General features: G+C 36.6%; 17 protein-coding genes and 1 riboswitch. All 17 genes read left to right on the top strand.

The features are described from left to right. The first annotated feature begins 59 nt into the window (after nt 1-59). On the top strand, nt 60-1,022 hold the full coding sequence (locus BLS90_RS17290; protein ID WP_317039376.1) for an alpha/beta fold hydrolase: 963 nt from the start codon (nt 60-62) through the stop codon (nt 1,020-1,022). Nucleotides 1,023-1,039: 17 nt separating this feature from the next. Next, on the top strand, nt 1,040-3,454 hold the full coding sequence (gene thrA, locus BLS90_RS04020) for a bifunctional aspartate kinase/homoserine dehydrogenase I (RefSeq protein ID WP_091255543.1): 2,415 nt from the start codon (nt 1,040-1,042) through the stop codon (nt 3,452-3,454). Nucleotides 3,455-3,602: 148 nt separating this feature from the next. Then, nucleotides 3,603-4,028 (top strand): OsmC family protein, encoded by a 426-nt coding sequence (locus BLS90_RS04015; protein ID WP_091255541.1) that lies wholly within the window; start codon nt 3,603-3,605, stop codon nt 4,026-4,028. A 66-nt stretch (nt 4,029-4,094) separates the two neighbouring features. Next, nucleotides 4,095-5,267 (top strand): trans-sulfuration enzyme family protein, encoded by a 1,173-nt coding sequence (locus BLS90_RS04010; protein ID WP_091255539.1) that lies wholly within the window; start codon nt 4,095-4,097, stop codon nt 5,265-5,267. 184 nt (nt 5,268-5,451) lie between these two features. After that, nucleotides 5,452-5,862 (top strand): RrF2 family transcriptional regulator, encoded by a 411-nt coding sequence (locus BLS90_RS04005; RefSeq protein WP_073355066.1) that lies wholly within the window; start codon nt 5,452-5,454, stop codon nt 5,860-5,862. A 117-nt stretch (nt 5,863-5,979) separates the two neighbouring features. Next, entirely contained in the window at nt 5,980-6,882 is a 903-nt protein-coding gene (locus BLS90_RS04000) for a sulfite exporter TauE/SafE family protein (RefSeq protein WP_091255537.1), read from the top strand. After that, complete coding sequence (locus BLS90_RS03995) at nt 6,882-7,583, top strand: phosphoadenylyl-sulfate reductase (protein WP_091255535.1); 702 nt, start codon at nt 6,882-6,884, stop codon at nt 7,581-7,583. The genes BLS90_RS04000 and BLS90_RS03995 overlap by 1 nt, the downstream gene beginning before the upstream one ends. Before the next feature lie 81 nt (nt 7,584-7,664). Further along, the gene (cysD, locus tag BLS90_RS03990) at nt 7,665-8,564 is read left to right on the top strand and encodes a sulfate adenylyltransferase subunit CysD (protein ID WP_091255533.1); all 900 of its coding nucleotides are present in this window, start codon (nt 7,665-7,667) and stop codon (nt 8,562-8,564) included. Between the two features lie 96 nt (nt 8,565-8,660). Continuing rightward, nucleotides 8,661-9,905, top strand: coding sequence for a sulfate adenylyltransferase subunit 1 (locus BLS90_RS03985; protein ID WP_091255531.1), 1,245 nt, complete (start codon nt 8,661-8,663; stop codon nt 9,903-9,905). A gap of 132 nt (nt 9,906-10,037) precedes the next feature. Continuing rightward, nucleotides 10,038-12,131 carry a HEPN domain-containing protein gene (locus BLS90_RS03980; protein WP_091255529.1) on the top strand — a complete coding sequence of 698 codons (2,094 nt, stop codon included), beginning with the start codon at nt 10,038-10,040 and terminating at the stop codon, nt 12,129-12,131. Then, nucleotides 12,121-12,915 carry a uroporphyrinogen-III C-methyltransferase gene (gene cobA / locus BLS90_RS03975; RefSeq protein ID WP_091255528.1) on the top strand — a complete coding sequence of 265 codons (795 nt, stop codon included), beginning with the start codon at nt 12,121-12,123 and terminating at the stop codon, nt 12,913-12,915. The genes BLS90_RS03980 and cobA overlap by 11 nt, the downstream gene beginning before the upstream one ends. Continuing rightward, a complete protein-coding gene (locus BLS90_RS03970; protein WP_091255526.1) occupies nt 12,902-13,492 on the top strand; it encodes a precorrin-2 dehydrogenase/sirohydrochlorin ferrochelatase family protein in 591 nt (196 codons plus the stop codon). The genes cobA and BLS90_RS03970 overlap by 14 nt, the downstream gene beginning before the upstream one ends. Before the next feature lie 109 nt (nt 13,493-13,601). Continuing rightward, nucleotides 13,602-14,654, top strand: a complete 1,053-nt coding sequence (locus tag BLS90_RS03965) for an NAD(P)/FAD-dependent oxidoreductase (RefSeq protein WP_091255524.1) — start codon at nt 13,602-13,604, stop codon at nt 14,652-14,654. A gap of 167 nt (nt 14,655-14,821) precedes the next feature. Beyond that, nucleotides 14,822-14,940: riboswitch (SAM riboswitch) on the top strand. 317 nt (nt 14,941-15,257) lie between these two features. Continuing rightward, complete coding sequence (locus BLS90_RS03960; RefSeq protein WP_091255522.1) at nt 15,258-16,259, top strand: homocysteine S-methyltransferase family protein; 1,002 nt, start codon at nt 15,258-15,260, stop codon at nt 16,257-16,259. Nucleotides 16,260-16,333: 74 nt separating this feature from the next. Beyond that, the gene (locus BLS90_RS03955) at nt 16,334-16,552 is read left to right on the top strand and encodes a hypothetical protein (RefSeq protein WP_091255520.1); all 219 of its coding nucleotides are present in this window, start codon (nt 16,334-16,336) and stop codon (nt 16,550-16,552) included. 667 nt (nt 16,553-17,219) lie between these two features. Next, nucleotides 17,220-19,901, top strand: a complete 2,682-nt coding sequence (gene metH / locus BLS90_RS03950) for a methionine synthase (protein ID WP_091255518.1) — start codon at nt 17,220-17,222, stop codon at nt 19,899-19,901. A 65-nt stretch (nt 19,902-19,966) separates the two neighbouring features. Then, a complete protein-coding gene (gene metF, locus BLS90_RS03945) occupies nt 19,967-20,923 on the top strand; it encodes a methylenetetrahydrofolate reductase [NAD(P)H] (protein WP_091255517.1) in 957 nt (318 codons plus the stop codon). The last annotated feature ends 112 nt before the right edge of the window (nt 20,924-21,035 follow it).

Raw genomic sequence — 21,035 nt, 5'->3', positions numbered from 1 at the left:
CTCCTAGCTTTCTTTCTAATATTTCCAAACACAGGTCAAAAATCATAAAAGATTTGCAATTGGAAAATAAACCATCATCTATTACATTACAAAATTTCACCACCGAAAGTGGCGCTTTTTATGCTGCCTTAAATTTAAGTTTTCAAGTTTTTGGGCCAGAATTGCATACCGAACCAATCGTATTGGTGAATCACGCTTTAACCGGAAATTCACAAGTTGTGGGTGAAAAGGGTTGGTGGAATGATCTAATTGGAGAACACAAAACTATAGATACTACAAAATATACAATTCTCGCGTTTAATGTTCCCGGAAATGGATTTGATGGTTTTAGCATCGAAAATTATTCGGATTTTAATGCCAGAGATATTGCCAGAATTTTTATAAAAGGGATTCGGTTTCTTGAAATTAAAAAACTGTATGCGATTATTGGTGGTTCTGTTGGCGGAGGAATCGCTTGGGAAATGGTTGCATTGGAACCAAAAATCACACAACATTTAATTCCTATTGCAACCGATTGGAAATCGACGGATTGGCTTATCGCCAATTGCTTTTTGCAAGAACAAATTCTGAAAAATTCCTCGAAACCTATTGAAGATGCTCGTATTCATGCGATGCTTTGTTACCGTACTCCAGAATCTTTTGCGGCAAAATTTCAGAGATCTATTAATGAGGAATTATCCATTTTTAATGTAGAAAGCTGGTTGTTACATCATGGCAAAAAATTACAGAAACGTTTTCAAATTTCGTCGTACAAAATGATGAATCAATTATTGAAGACGATAGATGTTACGAGAAATAGCGCTTCATTCGAAGAAATAACATCTCGAATTGAAGCTGATATTCATATTATTGGAATCAATTCAGACCTGTTTTTTACGGCTAATGAAAATAAAGCAACCTACGAGGAATTAAGAAAATATAAAAATAAGGTCAGCTATCAGGAAATTGTTTCCATTCATGGACACGATGCTTTTTTGATAGAATACAAACAATTACACAATTTGCTTCAGGATATATTCTAAGCCAAAAACACAATACAATGAAAATATTAAAATTTGGAGGTAAATCGTTATCAAATGGCGACGGAATAAATAAAGTGGTCGCGATTATTACCGATAAAGTAAATCAAGGAGAAGAAATTGCAATTGTAGTTTCGGCAAGAGGAAATGCTACGGATGAATTGGAAGACATTTTAAGTGTTGCTGCAAAGAATGGTGATTATAAACCTTTATTTGAGGATTTTAAAAGATACCAACAAGACGATTATCTAGACGTTGATTTATCAGAGGAATTTACAGTTTTAGAAAAATTATTCGAAGGCGTAAGTCTGATTGGGGATTACAGCAATAAAATAAAAGATCAGATTTTATCAAAAGGAGAATTGCTTTCGGCAAAATTACTGACAGCCATTTTGGTTCAAAATGGAATAAACGCCCGTTTTGCCGATACCAGAGAATTGATAAAAACCGATTCGAAATTTGGTGATGCACAACCTTTGGAACAAATTTCGAAGAAAAATGTCATTAATTATTTCAAACAAAATAACGGAACAACGGTGAATGTTGTTACGGGGTTTATTGGTTCTAATACCAATAATGACACGACCACTTTAGGAAGAAACGGCAGTAATTACACCGCTTCCTTAATTGCTAATTATTTAAATGCAGATGAATTACAGAACTACACGCACGTAGACGGAATTTATACTGCAAATCCGGATTTAGTACTTGATGCCAAGAAGATTGATCATTTGTCATTTAATGAAGCCAATGAAATAGCCAATTTTGGTGCCACTATTCTGCATGCAAAAACGATTATTCCTTTATTGGAAAAAAACATTCCACTTCGTATTTTGAATACCTTCAATCATGAAAATAAAGGAACATTAATAACATCGAATTCCAATAAAGAAGGAATTAAAACGCTTTCAGTGCTTGAAAATGTTTCTTTAGTCAATCTGGAAGGAAGAGGATTGCTTGGTAAAACTGGTGTTGATGCTCGTATTTTTAGAGTGATGGGCGATAATGATATTAGCGTAAGCATTATTTCTCAAGGTTCCTCAGAACGAGGAATTGGTTTAGTTGTAGCTGCTGATAAAGCAACTAAAGCTATGATAGAATTAGAAAGAGAATTCGAAAATGATTTCTATTCGAAAGATGTTAATAAAATCACGGTGACGGATGATGTTTCGGTAATTTCTATTATTGGTCAGGATTTGAGTACGTTTCATAAGCCCTACACGGCGTTGATAAAAAATAAAATTGTTCCAATACTTTTCAATAATACCGTTACCGGTAAAAACGTGAGTTTGGTGGTGAAAAAATCGCAACTGAATAAAGCTTTAAACGTGATTCACGGGGAGATTTTTGGAGTTTCAAAGAAAATCAATATTGCTGTTTTCGGGCATGGATTGGTAGGAGGAACGCTGATCAATCAAATTTTAGAATCGGCAGCAGCTATTGAAAAACGGAAAGACATTAAGTTGAATGTTTTTGCTATTGCTAATTCTAGTAACGTGCTTTTAAACAAAAATGGTGTTACTCCAAACTGGAAAAATGAAATTCAAAATAATGGTTTCTCTTATACTATTGATGATGTAATTGCTTACGCAAATGAGCATCACTTGGAGAATTTGATAGCAATTGATAACACGGCAAGTGTTGAATTTGTTGAAAATTATGTAAAATTAGCAGAAAACAGTTTCGATTTGATTTCGTCTAATAAAGTGGCCAATACGTTAAGTTATAGTTTTTATAAAAAATTGCGTAAAGTGCTGGCGGATAATCAAAAGAGTTATCTTTATGAAACTAATGTTGGAGCAGGATTGCCGTTAATAGATACGATTAAATTATTGCATCTTTCAGGCGAAAATATTACGAAGATTAAAGGTGTTTTCTCAGGAACTTTGAGTTATTTGTTCAATAATTTTTCTGCTAAAGATGCTCCGTTTAGTGAAATATTGAAGGAAGCAATTGATAACGGATATACCGAGCCGGATCCAAGAGAAGACTTGTGCGGAAATGATGTAGGTAGGAAATTATTGATTTTGGCCAGGGAATTGGACTTGCAAAATGAGTTTGAAGAAATTGATATTCAAAATTTAATTCCAGAACATTTGCGTGAAGGTGATGTTTCTGATTTTCTAAATAAATTGACAGAGTTTGATCCTATTTATGCAAAAATAAAAGCCGATCAAAAACCAAATCACGTGTTGCGATACATAGGCGAATTGTCAGGCGATTTGCAAAATGACAAAGGAAATCTAGAAGTTAAATTAGTTTCCGTGCCATCAGATACGGCGCTGGGCGGATTGAAAGGTTCTGATTCTTTCTTCGAAATTTACACAGAGTCGTATGGAGACCGACCAATTGTGATTCAAGGAGCAGGCGCAGGATCAGCAGTAACGGCCAGAGGTGTTTTTGGCGATATTTTGAGATTGTCGGATAAAGGATGACGATTTAAGATTGCAGATTTTTGAATTTAGATTTCAGATATAAAAATCAACAATCCGTTTCATCTGTGTCCAATAATATAATTAATTAAAAAGGGACTGCCTCCAGTCTTGGCTCCCTTCCCTTCGGGGAGGGTTGGGGAGGGGAAAAATGAAAATAACATTAAACAGAGTAAATGACAATTTCCACTTTGAATTGAAAAACGAAAGAGGACATATTGTAAATGTAGACAGCCGACCAGAATTTGGTGGAGATGATAAGGGCGCAAGTCCTATGGAATTAGTATTGATGGGTGTAGCGGCTTGCAGCGCCATTGATATGATTTCGATCTTAAAAAAGCAACGTCAGGAAATCACCTCTTTCAAAGCTGAGGTCGAAGGAGAGCGCGTGCAAGTAGGAGAAGCGAAACCATTCAAGGATATTCACATTGTGTTTTATTTGGAAGGCCCTATTAATGAAGAAAAAGCAGCGAGAGCCGCACAACTTTCTTTCGAAAAATATTGTTCGGTTTCTAAAACATTAGAGCCAACAGCAACTATACATTACAAAGTAGTTTTGAATAATAAACCATTGTAGTTTAAGCAAAGTGATTGAATTCAATATTCAAACAACTTTAAACCTTAAACTTTAAACTAAAAAAGAATGAACGATCAAGAATTTGGTTTTGAAACCTTAGCCATCCGCACTCAATTAGAAAGAACACAATTTTTAGAGCACTCAGTGCCTTTGTACTTAACTTCCAGTTTTGTATTTGAAGATGCCGAGGACATGCGTGCTTCTTTTGCTGAGGAAAAAGACAGAAATATTTATAGCCGTTATAGCAACCCAAACACCAACGAATTTGTTGATAAAGTTTGTGCTATGGAAGGTGCTGCAGCTGGTTTTGCCTTTGCATCCGGAATGGCTGCGGTGTATTCAACCATAGCCGCTTTATTGAAATCTGGAGATCATATTGTTTCATCCAGCAGTGTTTTTGGAGCCACACATTCGTTGTTCATTAATTATTTTCCAAAATGGAATATTGAAACTTCCTATTTTGATATTAATAAGCCGGAAACCATTGAAAGTTTCATCACACCCAATACAAAGATTCTTTTTGCAGAATCGCCTACCAATCCAGCTGTTGATATTATCGATTTGGAACTTTTAGGAGCAATTGCTAAAAAACACAATTTGATTTTGGTCATTGACAACTGCTTTGCAACGCCTTACTTGCAACAACCTATAAAATGGGGTGCACATTTAGTGGTACATTCTGCGACAAAATTAATGGACGGACAAGGGAGAGTTTTAGGCGGAATAACAGTTGGTGATGCTGAATTGATTCAAAAAATTTATTTGTTTTCCCGACTTACAGGACCTTCTTTATCACCTTTTAATGCTTGGGTATTGTCTAAGAGTTTAGAGACATTAGCGATTCGTCTAGATAGACATTGTGAAAATGCTTTGAAAGTAGCGGAGTTTCTGGAAAGTCATCCTCAGGTCAATAAAGTAAAATATCCATTCTTGAAATCGCATCCACAATATGAAATTGCTCAAAAGCAAATGAAGTTGGGCGGAAACATTGTAGCTTTTGAAATAAAAGGGGGTCTAGAAGCCGGAAGAAACTTTTTGGATAAAATAAAATTATGTTCTTTATCACCAAATTTAGGCGATACTAGAACTATTGTAACGCATCCAGCATCCACAACTCATAGCAAATTATCAGTGGATGAACGTTTAGCGGTAAGTATTACTGATGGTTTGGTGCGAGTTTCCGTAGGATTAGAAACCGTGAAGGATGTTATTGCTGATTTGGAACAGGCGCTTTCGTAAGGTTTTAGTTTGATGATTAGTGATTTTAGATTTCGAGTCGGATAATATTCATTAATCATCAGTCACTATTCTTCATTCAAAAAGTATATTTTTGTTGTTACAATATTAAATACGTTTTGATTTCAAATTAATTTTAAATCTGAAATCAAAAAATCGTTAATCTTCAATCTTATATTTTTTTAACATGCTTTCAAAGAAAACAAAATACGGAATAAAAGCGTTGACTTTTTTGGCTCGCCAAGAAGATCAAACTCCAGTAGCAATTGCTGATATTGCAAAGAGTGAAACCATTTCGTTAAAATTTTTAGAAAGCATTTTGTTGTTACTGCGTCACTCCGGATTTTTAGGTGCTAAAAAAGGAAAAGGTGGAGGATATTATTTGATAAAAGAACCAAAGGATATTAATATGGCCCATGTCTATCGAATTCTCGAAGGGCCAATTGCACTACTTCCATGTGCCAGCCACAATTTTTATGAGCCTTGTGCTGACTGCTCCGATGAAACCACTTGTGCGGTGCGAAAGCTAATGACAGAAGTGCGCGACAATACGCTCTTGATATTGGAAAACAATACGCTGGCGGACATTGCTTTTTAGATAATAATCACAAAATAAATTTTGTAGTTAAGTTTAAATCTTTACTTTTGCAATATAATCTACTATTCCGATGGGGCAATAGATTTGAATAATAAAAAATAGTTGAATTTAAGTAGCATGAGCAAAGAAAATAAAGAGAATACTGTTGCCGTAAAAATCGAAACATCCTTCAAAGAGCGTCTGTGGGTTGTGATTCCGGTAGTTTTATTAGTTGGATTAATTGCTACACTGGTTTATAATCATCATGCTGAATTTTCTTGGAATGGATTTGTTGCTGGATTCGATACAGAATTTTTAATCTTTTTTTGTATTGGTGTTTTTGCACAATTAGTGGATGGGACATTAGGAATGGGTTATGGAGCGACTTCCACTTCTTTTTTATTGGCGTACGGCGTTCCGCCTGTGGTAAGCAGCACGGGAGTTCATGTTGCCGAAATGTTTACTACGGGAGTATCTGCAATTTCGCATCATAAATTTGGAAATATCAATAAAAAATTGGTAAGACACTTGCTGATACCGGGTGTTTTAGGATCAGTCACTGGAGCTTATTTATTGTCAGATGTGATTGATGGGGATGTGATAAAGCCATTTATTGCTGTTTACATGATTGCATTGGCTTGCATCATTATTAGAAAAGCAATGCAAAAAAACATTATAAAAAAGAAAACCAAACGTTTGGGTATTTTGGCCTCTTTTGGAGGATTTATGGATGCTGTGGGCGGAGGCGGTTGGGGTCCAATTGTGACTTCAACCTTATTAGGACGCGGCAGAAATCCGAGATACACTATTGGATCTGTGAATGCCGCTGAATTTGCAGTTTCATTCGCTAGCGGAATAACTTTCATGATTTTTGGGGGGATTGAAGGATGGCAAGTGATAATAGGATTGATTTTAGGGGGAGTGATAGCGGCGCCAATAGCAGCTTTATTAGTCAACAAAATCAAAAGACAACCGATGATGATTTTGGTTGGAATTTTAATTATTATTTTGAGTTTAAGAACATTATCTAAATTATTATAATGAGTATAGCAAGTATAAAGACTTTGTTAAATAGAACTGTAACTTTTTCACTAGAAGAAACCCTTGCTTTTTTAGCGAGTGAATATGAGGATAAAGTAGTTTTTTCCACTTCATTTGGGCAAGAAGATCAGGTGATTACGGCTATAATTGCGAAGCAAAATTTGCCAATCACCATCTTTACATTAGATACAGGAAGGTTGTTTCAAGAAACGTATGATGTTTTTCACAAAACAATGACCAAGTATAAAATAGATATTAAAACCTATTTTCCAGCAGCAACTGCAGTAGAAGAATTATTAAACCAAAAAGGTCCAAACAGTTTTTATGAATCCGTGGAGAATAGAAAAGAATGTTGCTTCATTCGAAAAGTAGCTCCATTGACTAAAGCCTTGAAAGGAAATTCGATTTGGATCACAGGTTTAAGAGCCGAACAATCCGAAAACAGAAATGATTTAGATCTTTTTGAATACGATAGTAAGTTTGAAATAATTAAATTCAACCCTTTGTTAAAGTGGACCTTAGAAGAGGTTCAGAAATATATAGACGATAACAATGTGCCACAAAATGCCTTGCACAAACAAGGTTTCGTGAGTATCGGTTGTGCGCCATGCACCAGAGCCATTACTGCGGATGAAGATATCCGAGCGGGAAGATGGTGGTGGGAATCCAGTCATAAAGAATGTGGTTTACACCAAAAGTAATTTTAAATTATGAATTATAAATTATAAATGATTGTTGGAATCTTTAAATTTTTCAATCATTTAAATCTTTAAATTAAAAAAATGAGTACCATTTTAAAAACAAATGCTTTAGAAAGCGAAGCAATATACATTTTTAGAGAAGTCATTTCTCAATTTGACAAACCAGTATTGCTTTTTTCTGGAGGAAAAGATTCAATTACTTTAGTTCGTTTAGCTCAAAAAGCATTTTTTCCAGCTAAAATTCCTTTTCCATTATTACATGTGGATACGGGACATAATTTCCCAGAAACAATTGAATTCCGAGACCGATTGGTAAAAGAATTAGGATTGGAGTTAATTGTTCGTAACGTACAAGACGCTATTGACGAAGGGAAAGTAGTTGAAGAATCAGGTAAATACTCCAGCAGGAATAGTTTGCAAACCACAACACTTTTGGATGCAATCGAAGAATTTAAATTTGATGCGTGTATAGGTGGTGCGCGTCGTGATGAAGAAAAAGCAAGAGCTAAAGAACGTATTTTCTCGGTACGGGATGATTTTGGGCAATGGGATGAAAAAAATCAACGTCCAGAACTGTTTGATTTGTTAAACGGCAAAATAGAAAACGGTCAAAACGTTCGTGTTTTTCCTATTTCGAACTGGACCGAATTGGATGTTTGGAGTTATATTGAGCAGGAGCAAATTGAAATCCCATCCATTTACTTTTCGCATAGACGTAAAGTTTTCTTGAGAGACGGCATGATTTGGTCTCATTCTCCTTTTGTATATCAAGAAGAAAATGAAGAAATTGAAGAGCGTATCGTTCGTTTTAGAACGGTTGGAGATATGAGTTGCACTGCTGCAGTTGATTCGTATGCTGCTACAATTGCCGAGGTGGTTGGCGAAATTAGAACGTCAACAATTTCTGAAAGAGGAGCCAGAATTGATGATAAACGATCTGAGGCTGCGATGGAGAAAAGAAAACAACAAGGATACTTTTAGAAAATAGCGATTGAAAGATTTAAGGATTTAAAAATTAAAAGATTTAAGTAACGAAGTTAAACAACTTTGAACCTTAAACTTTAAACCAAATATAAAATGGAAGTTTTAAAAATAGCAACAGCAGGAAGTGTAGATGATGGAAAGAGTACCCTAATTGGACGGTTATTGTATGATACAAAATCGTTGACTACCGATAAAATCGAAGCAATAGAAAAGAGCAGCAAGCAAAAAGGATATGATTACCTTGATTTCTCATTGGCAACCGATGGATTAGTAGCCGAGAGAGAGCAAGGAATCACGATTGATGTGGCGCATATTTATTTTTCGACAGCTAAGAAAAGTTATATCATCGCTGATACTCCCGGACATGTTGAGTATACCCGTAACATGGTTACTGGAGCATCAACTTCGCAGGTTTCTATCATATTGATTGATGCTCGAAAAGGAGTTATTGAGCAAACCTATCGTCACTTTTTTATCAATAATTTGTTGCGAGTGAAAGAAGTAATAGTGGCGATTAATAAAATGGACTTAGTGGATTATTCTGAGGAAGTCTTTAATAAGATCAAAGCTGATTTTCAAGCTTTAAATGCTAAAAGTACTTTTCAAGAACAAAGAGTAAGCTATATTCCATTAAGCGCAATCAACGGCGGAAATGTGGTTGATAAATCGGTTAATATGGCTTGGTATGAAGGACAGACGGTATTAGAGCATCTGGAAGCTTTAGAACCAGCGGATGTTTATGAAAAAGGAAAAACACGTTTCCCAGTGCAAACGGTTATTCGTCCAAAAACGGAAGAGTACCATGATTTTAGGGGATATGCTGGGAAATTGTACGGGAACAATATCAAAGTGGGTGATGCGGTAACCGTTCTGCCTTCTTTGACAGAGTCTGTTGTCACTAAAATTCATTTTTTCGATAAGCAATTTGATGAAGCTTCAGTGGGTTCTTCGATTACTTTGGAACTGGAAAATGATATCAATGTAACAAGAGGCGACATGATTGTAAAGTCATCTGAACTGCCAAAAGTAGAAAAAGATATCAATACCACCGTATGCTGGATGGATAGTAAAAAGCTAGTTGCTGGTTCAAAATATTTTGTACAACATAACACTAATCGTGTTTTAGCTAAAATTGATAGTGTGAAAAATGTCATCGCAACTGACTTTTCAGGTACCAAAGAAGCATCTCAATTAGCGATAAACGAAATAGGAGAAGTAAATATCAAGCTAAGCAAAGCCATTTATTTCGATGCTTACAATGATAATAAATCAAATGGTGCTTTTGTCTTAATCGATGCAGCAACCAACACAACGGCAGGAGTAGGGTTTATAAATTAGTCCCCACCCCAGCCCTCTCCGAAGTGAAGGGTGCCAGAATAGAAAATAGAATTGATTAAATTATAATATAACATTCCCAGTTTCTGCTCCCTCCCCTTCGGGGAGGGTTGGGGAGGGGAAAAACAATAATGTATGGAAAGTTTTAGAACTGAAATAGAAGATCCGATTGTCCAAAAAGACATCATCGATTTAGAGAGAAAAATTGCTTTATTCCGTGACGGAAAAATTGATGATGAGCGTTTCCGAAGCCTTCGTTTGGCGAGAGGAGTGTACGGTCAGCGTCAGGAAGGCGTCCAGATGATTCGGATTAAGTTGCCTTTTGGGAAAGTAACCAGCGAACAATTGTTGCGTATTACAAAAGTGTCTGATGAATATTCAACAGGACGTTTACACATTACAACGCGTCAGGATATCCAGATTCACTATGTAAGTTTGGACAGAACGCCACAACTTTGGGCTGAATTAGAAAAAGATGATGTTACACTTCGTGAAGCTTGTGGAAACACCGTTCGTAATATTACGGCGAGCGAAACAGCAGGAATTGATACTGAAGAACTTTTTGATGTGTCGCCTTATGCGCACGCTATGTTTCAGTTTTTCTTGAGAAATCCGGTTTGTCAGGAAATGGGACGTAAATTTAAAATTTCATTTTCGTCTTCAGATAAAGATACGGCACTAAGCTACTTACATGATTTAGGATTTATTCCAAGAATTGTAAATGGCGAAAGAGGATTTAAAGTAATGTTAGGTGGAGGATTAGGTTCTCAACCAAGCCACGCCGAATTATTATCAGAATTTATTCCGGTAAACCAAATTATCCCAACAACTGAGGGCGTGTTGAGAATTTTTGACCGCTTTGGTGAAAGAGCAAAACGTTTGAAAGCACGAATGAAATTCTTAATTAAAGATATTGGCCGCGATGAATTTTTAAAATTAGTGGACGAGGAAAAATTAGCATTATCAAATCAAATCGTTGAGATTGATACAATAGCTTTTGAAGGAGCAATTCCAGCTCCTTTATTAGAAGCACCAAAAGTAGCAATCGAAGACACAATAGCTTTCGAAGCTTGGAAAAAATCAAATGTAATTGCGCAAAAACAAGCCGGTTATGTAGCGATTGGAATCAAAGTTTTATTAGGTGATTTTTATACTGATAAAGCAAGATTATTAGCGGATTTGATTAAAAATTATGCGGCTAATGAATTGCGTTTTACATTGAGACAGGATATTTTAATTCGTCACGTAAAAGAAGAAAATTTGCCTTTTTTCTACCAAGAATTAGCCAAATTAGATTTTGTAAACTTGGGATATAATACAATTTCAGACATCACAGCCTGTCCAGGAACGGATACCTGTAATCTAGGGATTGCAAGTAGCACGGGAATTGCAGTAGAACTAGAGCGAGTATTAGCAGCAGAATATCCACAATACAGTAATAATCGCGAAATCACGATCAAAATCAGTGGTTGTATGAATGCTTGCGGACAACACAATATGGCCGAAATAGGTTTCCAGGGAATGTCAATCAATTCAGGGAAATTAGTGGCGCCAGCGTTACAAGTTTTATTAGGCGGTGGAAATTTAGGAAACGGAAACGGAAGATTTTCGGATAAAGTAATCAAAATTCCAAGTAGAAGAGGACCTGATGCGTTGCGTTTCATTTTAAATGATTTTGAAGCGAATGGAAACGGACAATCATTCTTGAATTATTATGATGCCAAAGGTGAGAAATACTTCTACGAATTTTTGAAACCATTAGCTGATTTGACTAATCTTACCGAAGCTGATTTTGTAGATTGGGGAAATGCGGATAACTACGTAAAAGCAGTTGGAGTTGGAGAATGCGCCGGAGTTGTAATTGATTTAGTGGCTACATTATTATTAGAAGCTAAAGATAAATTAACTTTTGCAAAAGAAGCTTTCGAAGAAGGAAAATGGTCTGATGCGATTTATCACGCGTATGCCGGTTTTGTAAATGGTGCAAAAGCCTTGTTGCTTTCGGAAAACCAAAAAACAAATCATCAAGCTGGAATAATAGACTTATTTGATACTGTTTTTGTTGAAACAAATAAAATCCCATTGCAATCGACTTTAAAAGCTTTAGTGTTTCAAATTAAAGATCAGGAACCCTCTCAAGAATTCGCTACAAAATACATTCAAGAAGCAATTACATTTTTTGATACCATCGAAACATTTAGAGCTAAAGACCTTCAAGATGAAAAATAAAATAGAACCTCAAGTTACTTTAGTAGGTGCTGGTCCTGGAGATCCGGATTTACTTACCATCAAAGGGGCAAAAGCATTGGCGGAAGCCAATGTAGTTTTGTATGATGCCCTGGCAAATGAAGAATTATTGTCCTATGCTCCTAAGAAAGCTTTGAGAATATTTGTGGGAAAACGAAAAGGTTGTCATGAATATACGCAAGACGAGATCAATCAATTGATAGTTGACAATGCACTTACATACGGAAATGTGGTGCGACTAAAAGGTGGCGATCCGTTTATTTTTGGTCGTGGCAGTGAAGAAATAGAATTCGTAGAGAGTTTTGGAATTCCTACCTTTGTAATTCCAGGTATTTCCTCATCGATTGCAGTTCCAGCCTCGCAAGGAATTTCGTTGACAAAAAGAGGAGTTTCGGAGAGTTTTTGGGTGATTACAGGGACGACTTCAGCACGAAAATTGTCTTCAGATGTGGCTTTGGCAGCTCAATCAACGGCAACCGTTGTGATTTTGATGGGAATGAGTAAATTGGATCAAATTGTAGCTTTGTTCCAAAAGGAATCTAAAGGAGAAATGCCCGTTGCGATTATTCAAAACGGAACTACTCCACAGGAGAAAGTAGGAATTGGAACTGTTGATACCATTCAAAAAATTGTTGCAGAGAAAAATTTAAGTTCTCCCGCAATTATTGTAATAGGAGAAGTAGTAGGTGATGGCAAGAAAAACGTAGCTTTTTATAACGAATTGAAATCGCATCACAATAAGGTCTTGGTCTATGGAAAGGAATGAATTATATCCCATCTTTTTAAAATTGCACAATCTTAGCACTCTAATTGTGGGTGGTGGAAATGTGGGATTAGAAAAGTTGTCCTTTTTATTAAAATCCAGTCCAAACGCAAATGTTGAGGTAGTAGCGCCGCGATTTTTACCTGAACTAGAAACGTTGGCGGCAAGCCATTCAACAGTAAAGCTGACGTATAAAAAATTCAATCGTTGGATGTTGCGCAAACGCCACATGGTTATTGCATGTACTGATGATTTAAAAGTGAACAAAAGGATTTATGATTTGTCCAGAAAAAGATATTTGATTTGCAACATTGCTGATACGCCGCCATTATGTGATTATTATTTGGGTGGAATTGTAACCAAAGGAAATGTAAAAATCGCTATTTCGACTAACGGAAAATCACCGACAACCGCAAAAAGATTACGCGAGTTTTTTGAAGAAATAATTCCGAATGATATCAATAAAATGGTCGAAAACCTGAATGAATATCGCAAGACGCTAAAAGGAAATTTTGAAGAAAAAGTACAGAAGATGAACGAAATCACCGAAGCATTAAAGAATAAAGAGCCAAGAGAATAGAACAAAGTGCAAAGAATTCGACTGATATTTATCATTTATTTTTGAGAGAATCATTCGTTCATTTGCAATTAAATAGTTTAGGACAATTACATTACATAAAGAAAAAAAAATGATTAAAACAGATATACTTATAATAGGAGCTGGACCAACAGGTTTATTTGCCGTTTTTGAAGCAGGATTATTGAAACTAAAATGTCACATATTAGATGCACTTCCGCAAGTGGGTGGTCAATTATCAGAATTGTATCCTAAAAAGCCAATTTATGATATTCCGGGATTTCCTGAAGTTTTGGCAGGTGATTTAGTAAATAATCTGATGGAGCAAATCAAGCAATTTGAGCCCGGATTTACTCTTGGAGAACGTGCAGAAACGATTGACAAGCAAGAGGATGGGAGCTTCATTGTTACTTCTAATAAAGGAACAAAAATTCAGGCTTCGGTAGTGGCTATTGCTGGAGGACTAGGAAGTTTTGAACCTAGAAAACCACTTATTGATGGTATCAATTTTTATGAAGGGAAAGGGATTAAGTATTTTATCAAAAACCCAGAAAAATTTAGAAATAAAAGAGTCGTTATTTCAGGTGGAGGAGATTCTGCTTTAGACTGGAGTATATTCCTTTCTAACGTTGCCTCTGAAGTGACTTTGATTCATAGAAGAAATGAGTTTAGAGGAGCATTAGATTCTGTTGAAAAGGTACAGGAATTAAAAGATGCTGGAAAAATACGGTTAATTACACCCGCTGAAGTAGTAGGTCTAAATGGAGCAGAGCATATCGAATCAATTGTACTTGATGAAAATGGTGCAAGAAGAACGATAGAAACTGATTATTTTATCCCGCTTTTTGGTCTTACGCCAAAGCTTGGTCCAATAGGAAACTGGGGATTAGACATTGAAAAAAATGCGATCAAAGTAAATAATTCATTGGATTATCAAACAAATATTCCAGGAATTTTCGCAATAGGAGATGTAAATACCTATCCGGGCAAACTGAAATTGATTCTTTGTGGTTTCCACGAAGCTACATTAATGTGCCAGGCAGCCTATCAAATTATCAATCCGGGAAAAAAGTATGTGTTAAAATACACAACAGTTTCAGGTGTTGACGGATTTGATGGAACCCGTAAAGAAGCTCCAAAAGCCGTGGTAAAAGCGATAGTTTAAAAAAGATGCTGAGTTACAAAGGTTCTGAGTTGCTAAGGTTGGTTTACATCCATGCAATTCAGAACCTTTTTTTTTAGTTTTGCAACAAACTGCCTTAGAAACTTTTAAAAAAAACTTGCAATTGTTAGCGCTTTGTCTTTACTTTGCACTGTTCCTATATTTATTGAAAGTTATCACGAAAGGCGGAGGGAAAGACCCGATGAAACCTTAGCAACCCTTTATCTTTAAAGAAGGTGCTACATTCTACTTTGTACTGAACATTTTCAGTATTTAAGATAGATAACACACGAATACTCAACTAGTATTTCTCAAACCTTTTCTTGACAACCTATCGATTTTATAGCCTACTGAATTAATTTCAGTATCAGGAGCGAATTATCAGGCCTTTTTGCCGATGATTTTCCCGCTTTCCATTGCAAACGAAGTTCACTGAACTCCGATTAAAATGAAAGTTTAGTGAAGTACTCTTTTACTTTTTAAAGAAAAAAGTAAAAGGATTTTCACTGCAATCGGGGCTAAAGAGCCAATATAGAGAACTTTTGTAATCATTAATCAAAAGAACGAATCTCAATACGTATCGAGATTTGCAAGAAATAAAGAGTTATGTCAAACATTCAAAAGGCTATAAAAGAAAGAATCCTTGTTTTAGATGGAGCAATGGGAACCATGTTGCAACGCTACAATTTTTCCGAAGAGGATTTTCGTGGCGAACGTTTCAAAGATTTTCCACATTCCTTGAAAGGAAACAATGATTTATTATCACTCACACAGCCACAAGCCATAAAAGCCGTTCACGCAGCCTATTTTGAAGCAGGAGCAGATATCGTTGAAACCAATACGTTCTCAGGAACCACTATTGGGATGGCTGATTATCATCTAGAAGATTTGGTTTATGAATTGAACTACGAATCGGCACGAATTGCCCGTGAAGTAGCTGATGAATTCACATCCAAAAATCCAGAAAAACCCCGTTTTGTAGCGGGTTCCATAGGACCAACAAACCGTACGGCCAGCATGTCACCAGATGTAAATGATCCCGGTTACAGAGCCGTAACTTTCGATGATTTACGTATTGCTTATAAACAACAAGTCGAAGCCTTAATTGATGGTGGAAGTGATTTATTGCTAGTTGAAACCATTTTCGACACTTTAAATGCAAAAGCGGCACTTTTCGCTATCGAAGAAGTTAAAGACGAGCGCAACATTGATATTCCAATCATGGTTTCGGGAACCATTACGGATGCATCAGGAAGAACACTTTCGGGTCAAACCGTAGAAGCTTTTTTAGTTTCTGTTTCGCACATTCCATTATTGAGTGTAGGTTTCAATTGTGCTTTAGGAGCTGATTTGCTGAAGCCTTATTTGCAAACTTTGTCACAAAATACTTCGTTCAATGTATCGGCACATCCTAATGCAGGATTGCCAAATGCTTTTGGAGAATACGATGAAACACCGCAAGAAATGCAAGCCTTTATCAAAGAATATTTAGACGATAATTTAGTCAATATCATAGGTGGTTGTTGCGGAACAACGCCAGAACACATCAAGTTGATTGCTGATATAGCAAAGGATTATAAACCGAGAGTTTCGACGGCGGTAATGTAGGTTTTTGTAAGGAATGAAATTACTATCTAGTTGAAAATTGATTTTTAAGAGAAGAAACGGATTGAAAATTAAAAATGAAAGAAGATATCTTTTCGATATATCCAATATTAAAATTAATTACTGGAATGTTTTGCTGTTTAGTTGGAGTTGTTATATGTTTAAAAAATAAATTTTATAAGCTGGATACAGATGACATGATTTTTACAGCTAAACTAAAAATATTTTTATCAGGTTTATTATTTATTATGACAGGGATGTTTGGATTTGTTAGTTATTTTTTTGATCTATTTTAAATTTAATAATACTTATTTAACGAAAAAGTACGGATATGTAATCGTACTAGATAGCGCGGATTTGTAATCCGTACTCATAAAGAGAATAAAAACATAAAGTGTGATTTTGTCATTCCGACGAAGGAGGAATCACATTACGGATATAGTTTGATGAGATTCCTCCTTCGTCGGAATGACAAACTGGGGGGTCTAGGTTCTGTTTATATTGAGGTTTGATTCTCTATAGCGTAAGCATCCCAATTGTGCCCGCAAACAAAGGAAAGATAAAAAGGTTGAACAATAGAATTATAATTTAGAATAGCCCCGATAGCGCGGATTTGCAATCCGTGGCCGTAAAGAGAATAAAAACAGAATGGGATGTTTTGTCATTCCGAACAAGGAGGAATAATATAATGAGATTCCTCCTTGTTCGGAATGACAAAAATGTGGACGATGTTTAAGAACTTACTGGATGAGATTGCTTGGTGTCTCTTAATGACATAAAAGGTATAAAACCCGCGTGAGGGATAGCAGTGAAAAGCCCACAGACTAATGAAGCGATAGCGAAATTAGTCGAGGACTTGAAGCGAATAGCCCGACCCTTTTGGGTCACGCCCAAAATAATAAGAAACAATAAGTCATTCCGATACGGTTTTTGAAACCTTGCGGGATCAAATAAAGATAAAAAATGGCACACGCAGAAACTAGAAGAAACCTTGTATTGTCGGGATTAGAGCCTTTGATTATTACGCCGAACAGCGTTTTTGTGAATATTGGGGAACGTACGAATGTAACAGGTTCTAGAAAATTCCTTCGATTAATCAAGGAAGAAAAATACGAAGAGGCACTTAGCATTGCTAAAGAGCAAGTGGAAGGTGGCGCACAAATCATCGATATTAATATGGATGAAGGAATGCTCGATGGCGAATATGCCATGACAAAATTCCTGAATTTAATTGCTGCTGAACCAGATATTTCTAGAGTGCCAATCATGATTGACAGCTCAAAATGGGATATAATCGAAGCGGGATTAAAAGTAGTTCAAGGAAAGAGTGTAGTGAATTCTATTTCTTTAAAGGAAGGGGAAGAACAATTTGTTCATCATGCTAAATTGATTAAGCGCTACGGAGCTGCGGCCATCATCATGGCTTTTGACGAGGTAGGGCAAGCGGATAATTACGATCGTCGAGTAGAAATTTGCCAACGGTCGTATGATATTTTGGTGAACAAAGTTGGTTTTCCTCCGCAAGACATCATTTTCGATTTAAATATATTTCCGGTAGCAACTGGGATGGAAGAACATCGACTGAATGCTTTGGATTTCTTTAGAGGAACCAAATGGGTTCGAGAAAATTTACCTCATGCACATATTAGTGGCGGCGTGAGTAATGTTTCGTTTTCGTTTAGAGGAAATGATACCGTTCGGGAGGCGATGCACTCCGTGTTTTTATATCATGCCATCCAACACGGAATGACAATGGGAATTGTGAATCCGGAAATGCTTTCAATTTACGATGAAATTTCAAAAGATCTTTTGGAGCGTGTTGAAGATGTAATTCTGAACAGACGAGAGGATGCCACCGAGAGATTACTGGACTTTGCCGAGAATGTAAAAGGAGATGTAAAGAGCAATGAGAAAGCGATTCAGGAATGGCGCTCGGGAACTATTCAGGAGCGATTGACACATTCCCTAGTAAAGGGAGTGGATGAATTTATTCTTCTGGATATTGAGGAAGCGCGACTGGCAGCTACAAAACCCATCGAAGTTATCGAAATCAACTTAATGACAGGAATGAATGTGGTGGGTGACTTATTTGGTTCGGGTAAAATGTTTTTGCCTCAGGTGGTAAAATCGGCGCGGGTGATGAAAAAAGCGGTGGCATACCTTCTACCTTACATCGAAGCATCGAAGCAAGCCGGAGACAAGCAAGGGAACGGAAAAATCCTGATGGCAACCGTAAAAGGCGATGTACACGATATTGGGAAAAATATAGTAAGTGTGGTATTGGCGTGCAATAATTATGAGATCGTGGATTTAGGGGTAATGGTACCTCCTGAAAAAATTATTGCAGCGGCGATTGAACATAATGTAGATATTATTGGACTAAGCGGATTAATAACACCGTCACTGGACGAAATGGTTTTTCTTGCTAAAGAATTAGATAAAAGAGGACTTAAAATTCCAATAATGATTGGTGGAGCAACCACTTCGCGAGCGCATACAGCTGTGAAAATTGCACCACAATACAGAGAAACGGTTATTCATGTAAATGATGCTTCAAGAGCTGTAACGGTAGCTGGAAGTTTATTGAACAAGGATAAAAAACTCTACGCAAGCGACATAAGAGCGGAATATGATGCCTTTAGGGAGACATTTTTGAATCGTTCACGAGACAAGAATTTCCTGACTATTGAGCAAGCACGCAAAAATAAATTGCAGTTGGATTGGGGGAATTTTACTCCTGTAAAGCCAAGGATAATAGGCGAACAAGTGATCGAGGTGGACCTAGATGTTTTGGTTCCCTATATTGATTGGACACCATTTTTTAGAACCTGGGAATTGTTCGGAAAATACCCAGCGATTTTAACCGATGAGGTAGTTGGGGAACAAGCGACTGCCGTTTTTGAGGATGCGCAAGAAATGTTGAAAATTATACTGAAGGAAAAGAAATTAACAGCTAAGGGAATTTACGGAATTTTCCCGGCGAATCAAGTCAATGATGATGATATCGAATTAAGTGACGAGAACGGAAAGCCATTGCAAACCTTTTTGACTTTGCGTCAGCAATCACAAAAAACAAAAGGGGCTCCAAATATCGCATTGTCTGATTTTATTGCTCCGAAAGACAGTGGTAAAACGGATTATATGGGAGCATTTTGTGTGACGACAGGTTTTGGTGTGGATGAATGGGCTGCTGAATTCGAAAAAGATTTAGACGATTACAATTCGATAATGGTAAAAGCATTAGCAGATCGCTTTGCAGAAGCTTTTGCAGAATATTTGCACGAAAAAATCCGTAAAGAAATTTGGGGGTATGCATCAGATGAAAATATCAGTGCCGAAGCAATGATCGCCGAAGAGTACAAAGGGATTCGTCCTGCACCTGGATATCCGGCATGTCCAGACCATTTAGAAAAACCTACGATCTGGAAATTACTAAATGTAGAGCAAGAAATAGGAGTGACTTTGACGGAAAGTATGGCAATGTGGCCGGCTTCATCGGTTTCAGGATATTATTTTGGGAATCCGGAAAGCAAGTATTTTGGACTTGGAAAAATAAAAGAAGATCAGGTTATTGATTACGCCAAACGTAGAAGTGTTTCTACCGAAGTAGCGATGAAATGGTTGAACCCGAATATTGCGGATTAAAAAAATGTTTAAAGTTTAAAGTTGTTCTAGAGAAGCTTAAACCTTAAACTTCAAACTAAAAAAGAATGAAAGTAACACAACATATAGAAGCAGCAAAAGGAGAAACGTTATTCTCATTTGAAATTATTCCGCCTCAAAAAGGAAAAAGCATTCAGGAATTATACGACAATATTGATCCGTTGATGGAGTTCAAACCACCATTTATAGACGTAACAACTTCCCGCGAAGAATTTATTTATGTGGATAAAGGCAGTGGTTTATTGGAAAAAAAACTAACCAGAATGCGTCCCGGAACGCTTGGGATTTGTGCTTCAATCAAGCATAAATATAACGTAGATACCGTTCCTCATGTGCTTTGCGGTGGTTTTACGAAAGAAGAAACCGAGTATTTATTGGTCGATTGTCATTATTTAGGAATTGATAATGTGATGGCGCTTCGTGGCGATGCTATGAAAGACGAGCAGTCTTTTGTTCCTAAAATAGGGGGAAATGATTTTGCCGTGGATTTAGTCAAACAAATTGACCAGCTGAATTGTGGAAAATACTTGCATGAGGTTATGGATGTTGATAATAAAGCCAATTTTTGTATTGGTGTTGCTGGATATCCAGAGAAACACTTGGAATCTCCGTCTTTAATTTCAGATTTAAAAAGACTGAAAGAAAAAGTAGATGCCGGTGCTGATTATGTGGTGACGCAAATGTTTTTTGATAATGCTAAATACTTTGAATTTGTTGCTAAAGCCAGAGAAATGGGAATTACTGTTCCTATTATTCCGGGAATCAAACCAATCGCAGTGCAAAGACACTTACAGGTTTTGCCACAAATTTTCCGAATCGATTTGCCGGAAGATTTAATTCATGCCGTTTATCAGTGTAAAAATAATGCGGATATCAGACAAGTAGGAATCGAGTGGGCAATTCAACAATCATTAGAATTGAAAGCAGCTGGAGTTCCTGTATTGCACTATTATTCCATGGGAAAATCAGAGAATATTAAACAAATAGCGAGCAAGGTTTTTTAGAAATTCATGCTATTATATCCAAAGCTTCCAGCCTTCAAAAAGCTGGAAGCTTTTTTTATTGTCTTGTCATTCCGATGAAGGAGGAATTCCATTTGATGAAATTCCTCCTTCG

Source organism: Flavobacterium omnivorum, from assembly GCF_900099915.1.
Lineage (GTDB): Bacteria > Bacteroidota > Bacteroidia > Flavobacteriales > Flavobacteriaceae > Flavobacterium > Flavobacterium omnivorum.
This window is presented reverse-complemented; position numbering and strand designations above follow the sequence as displayed.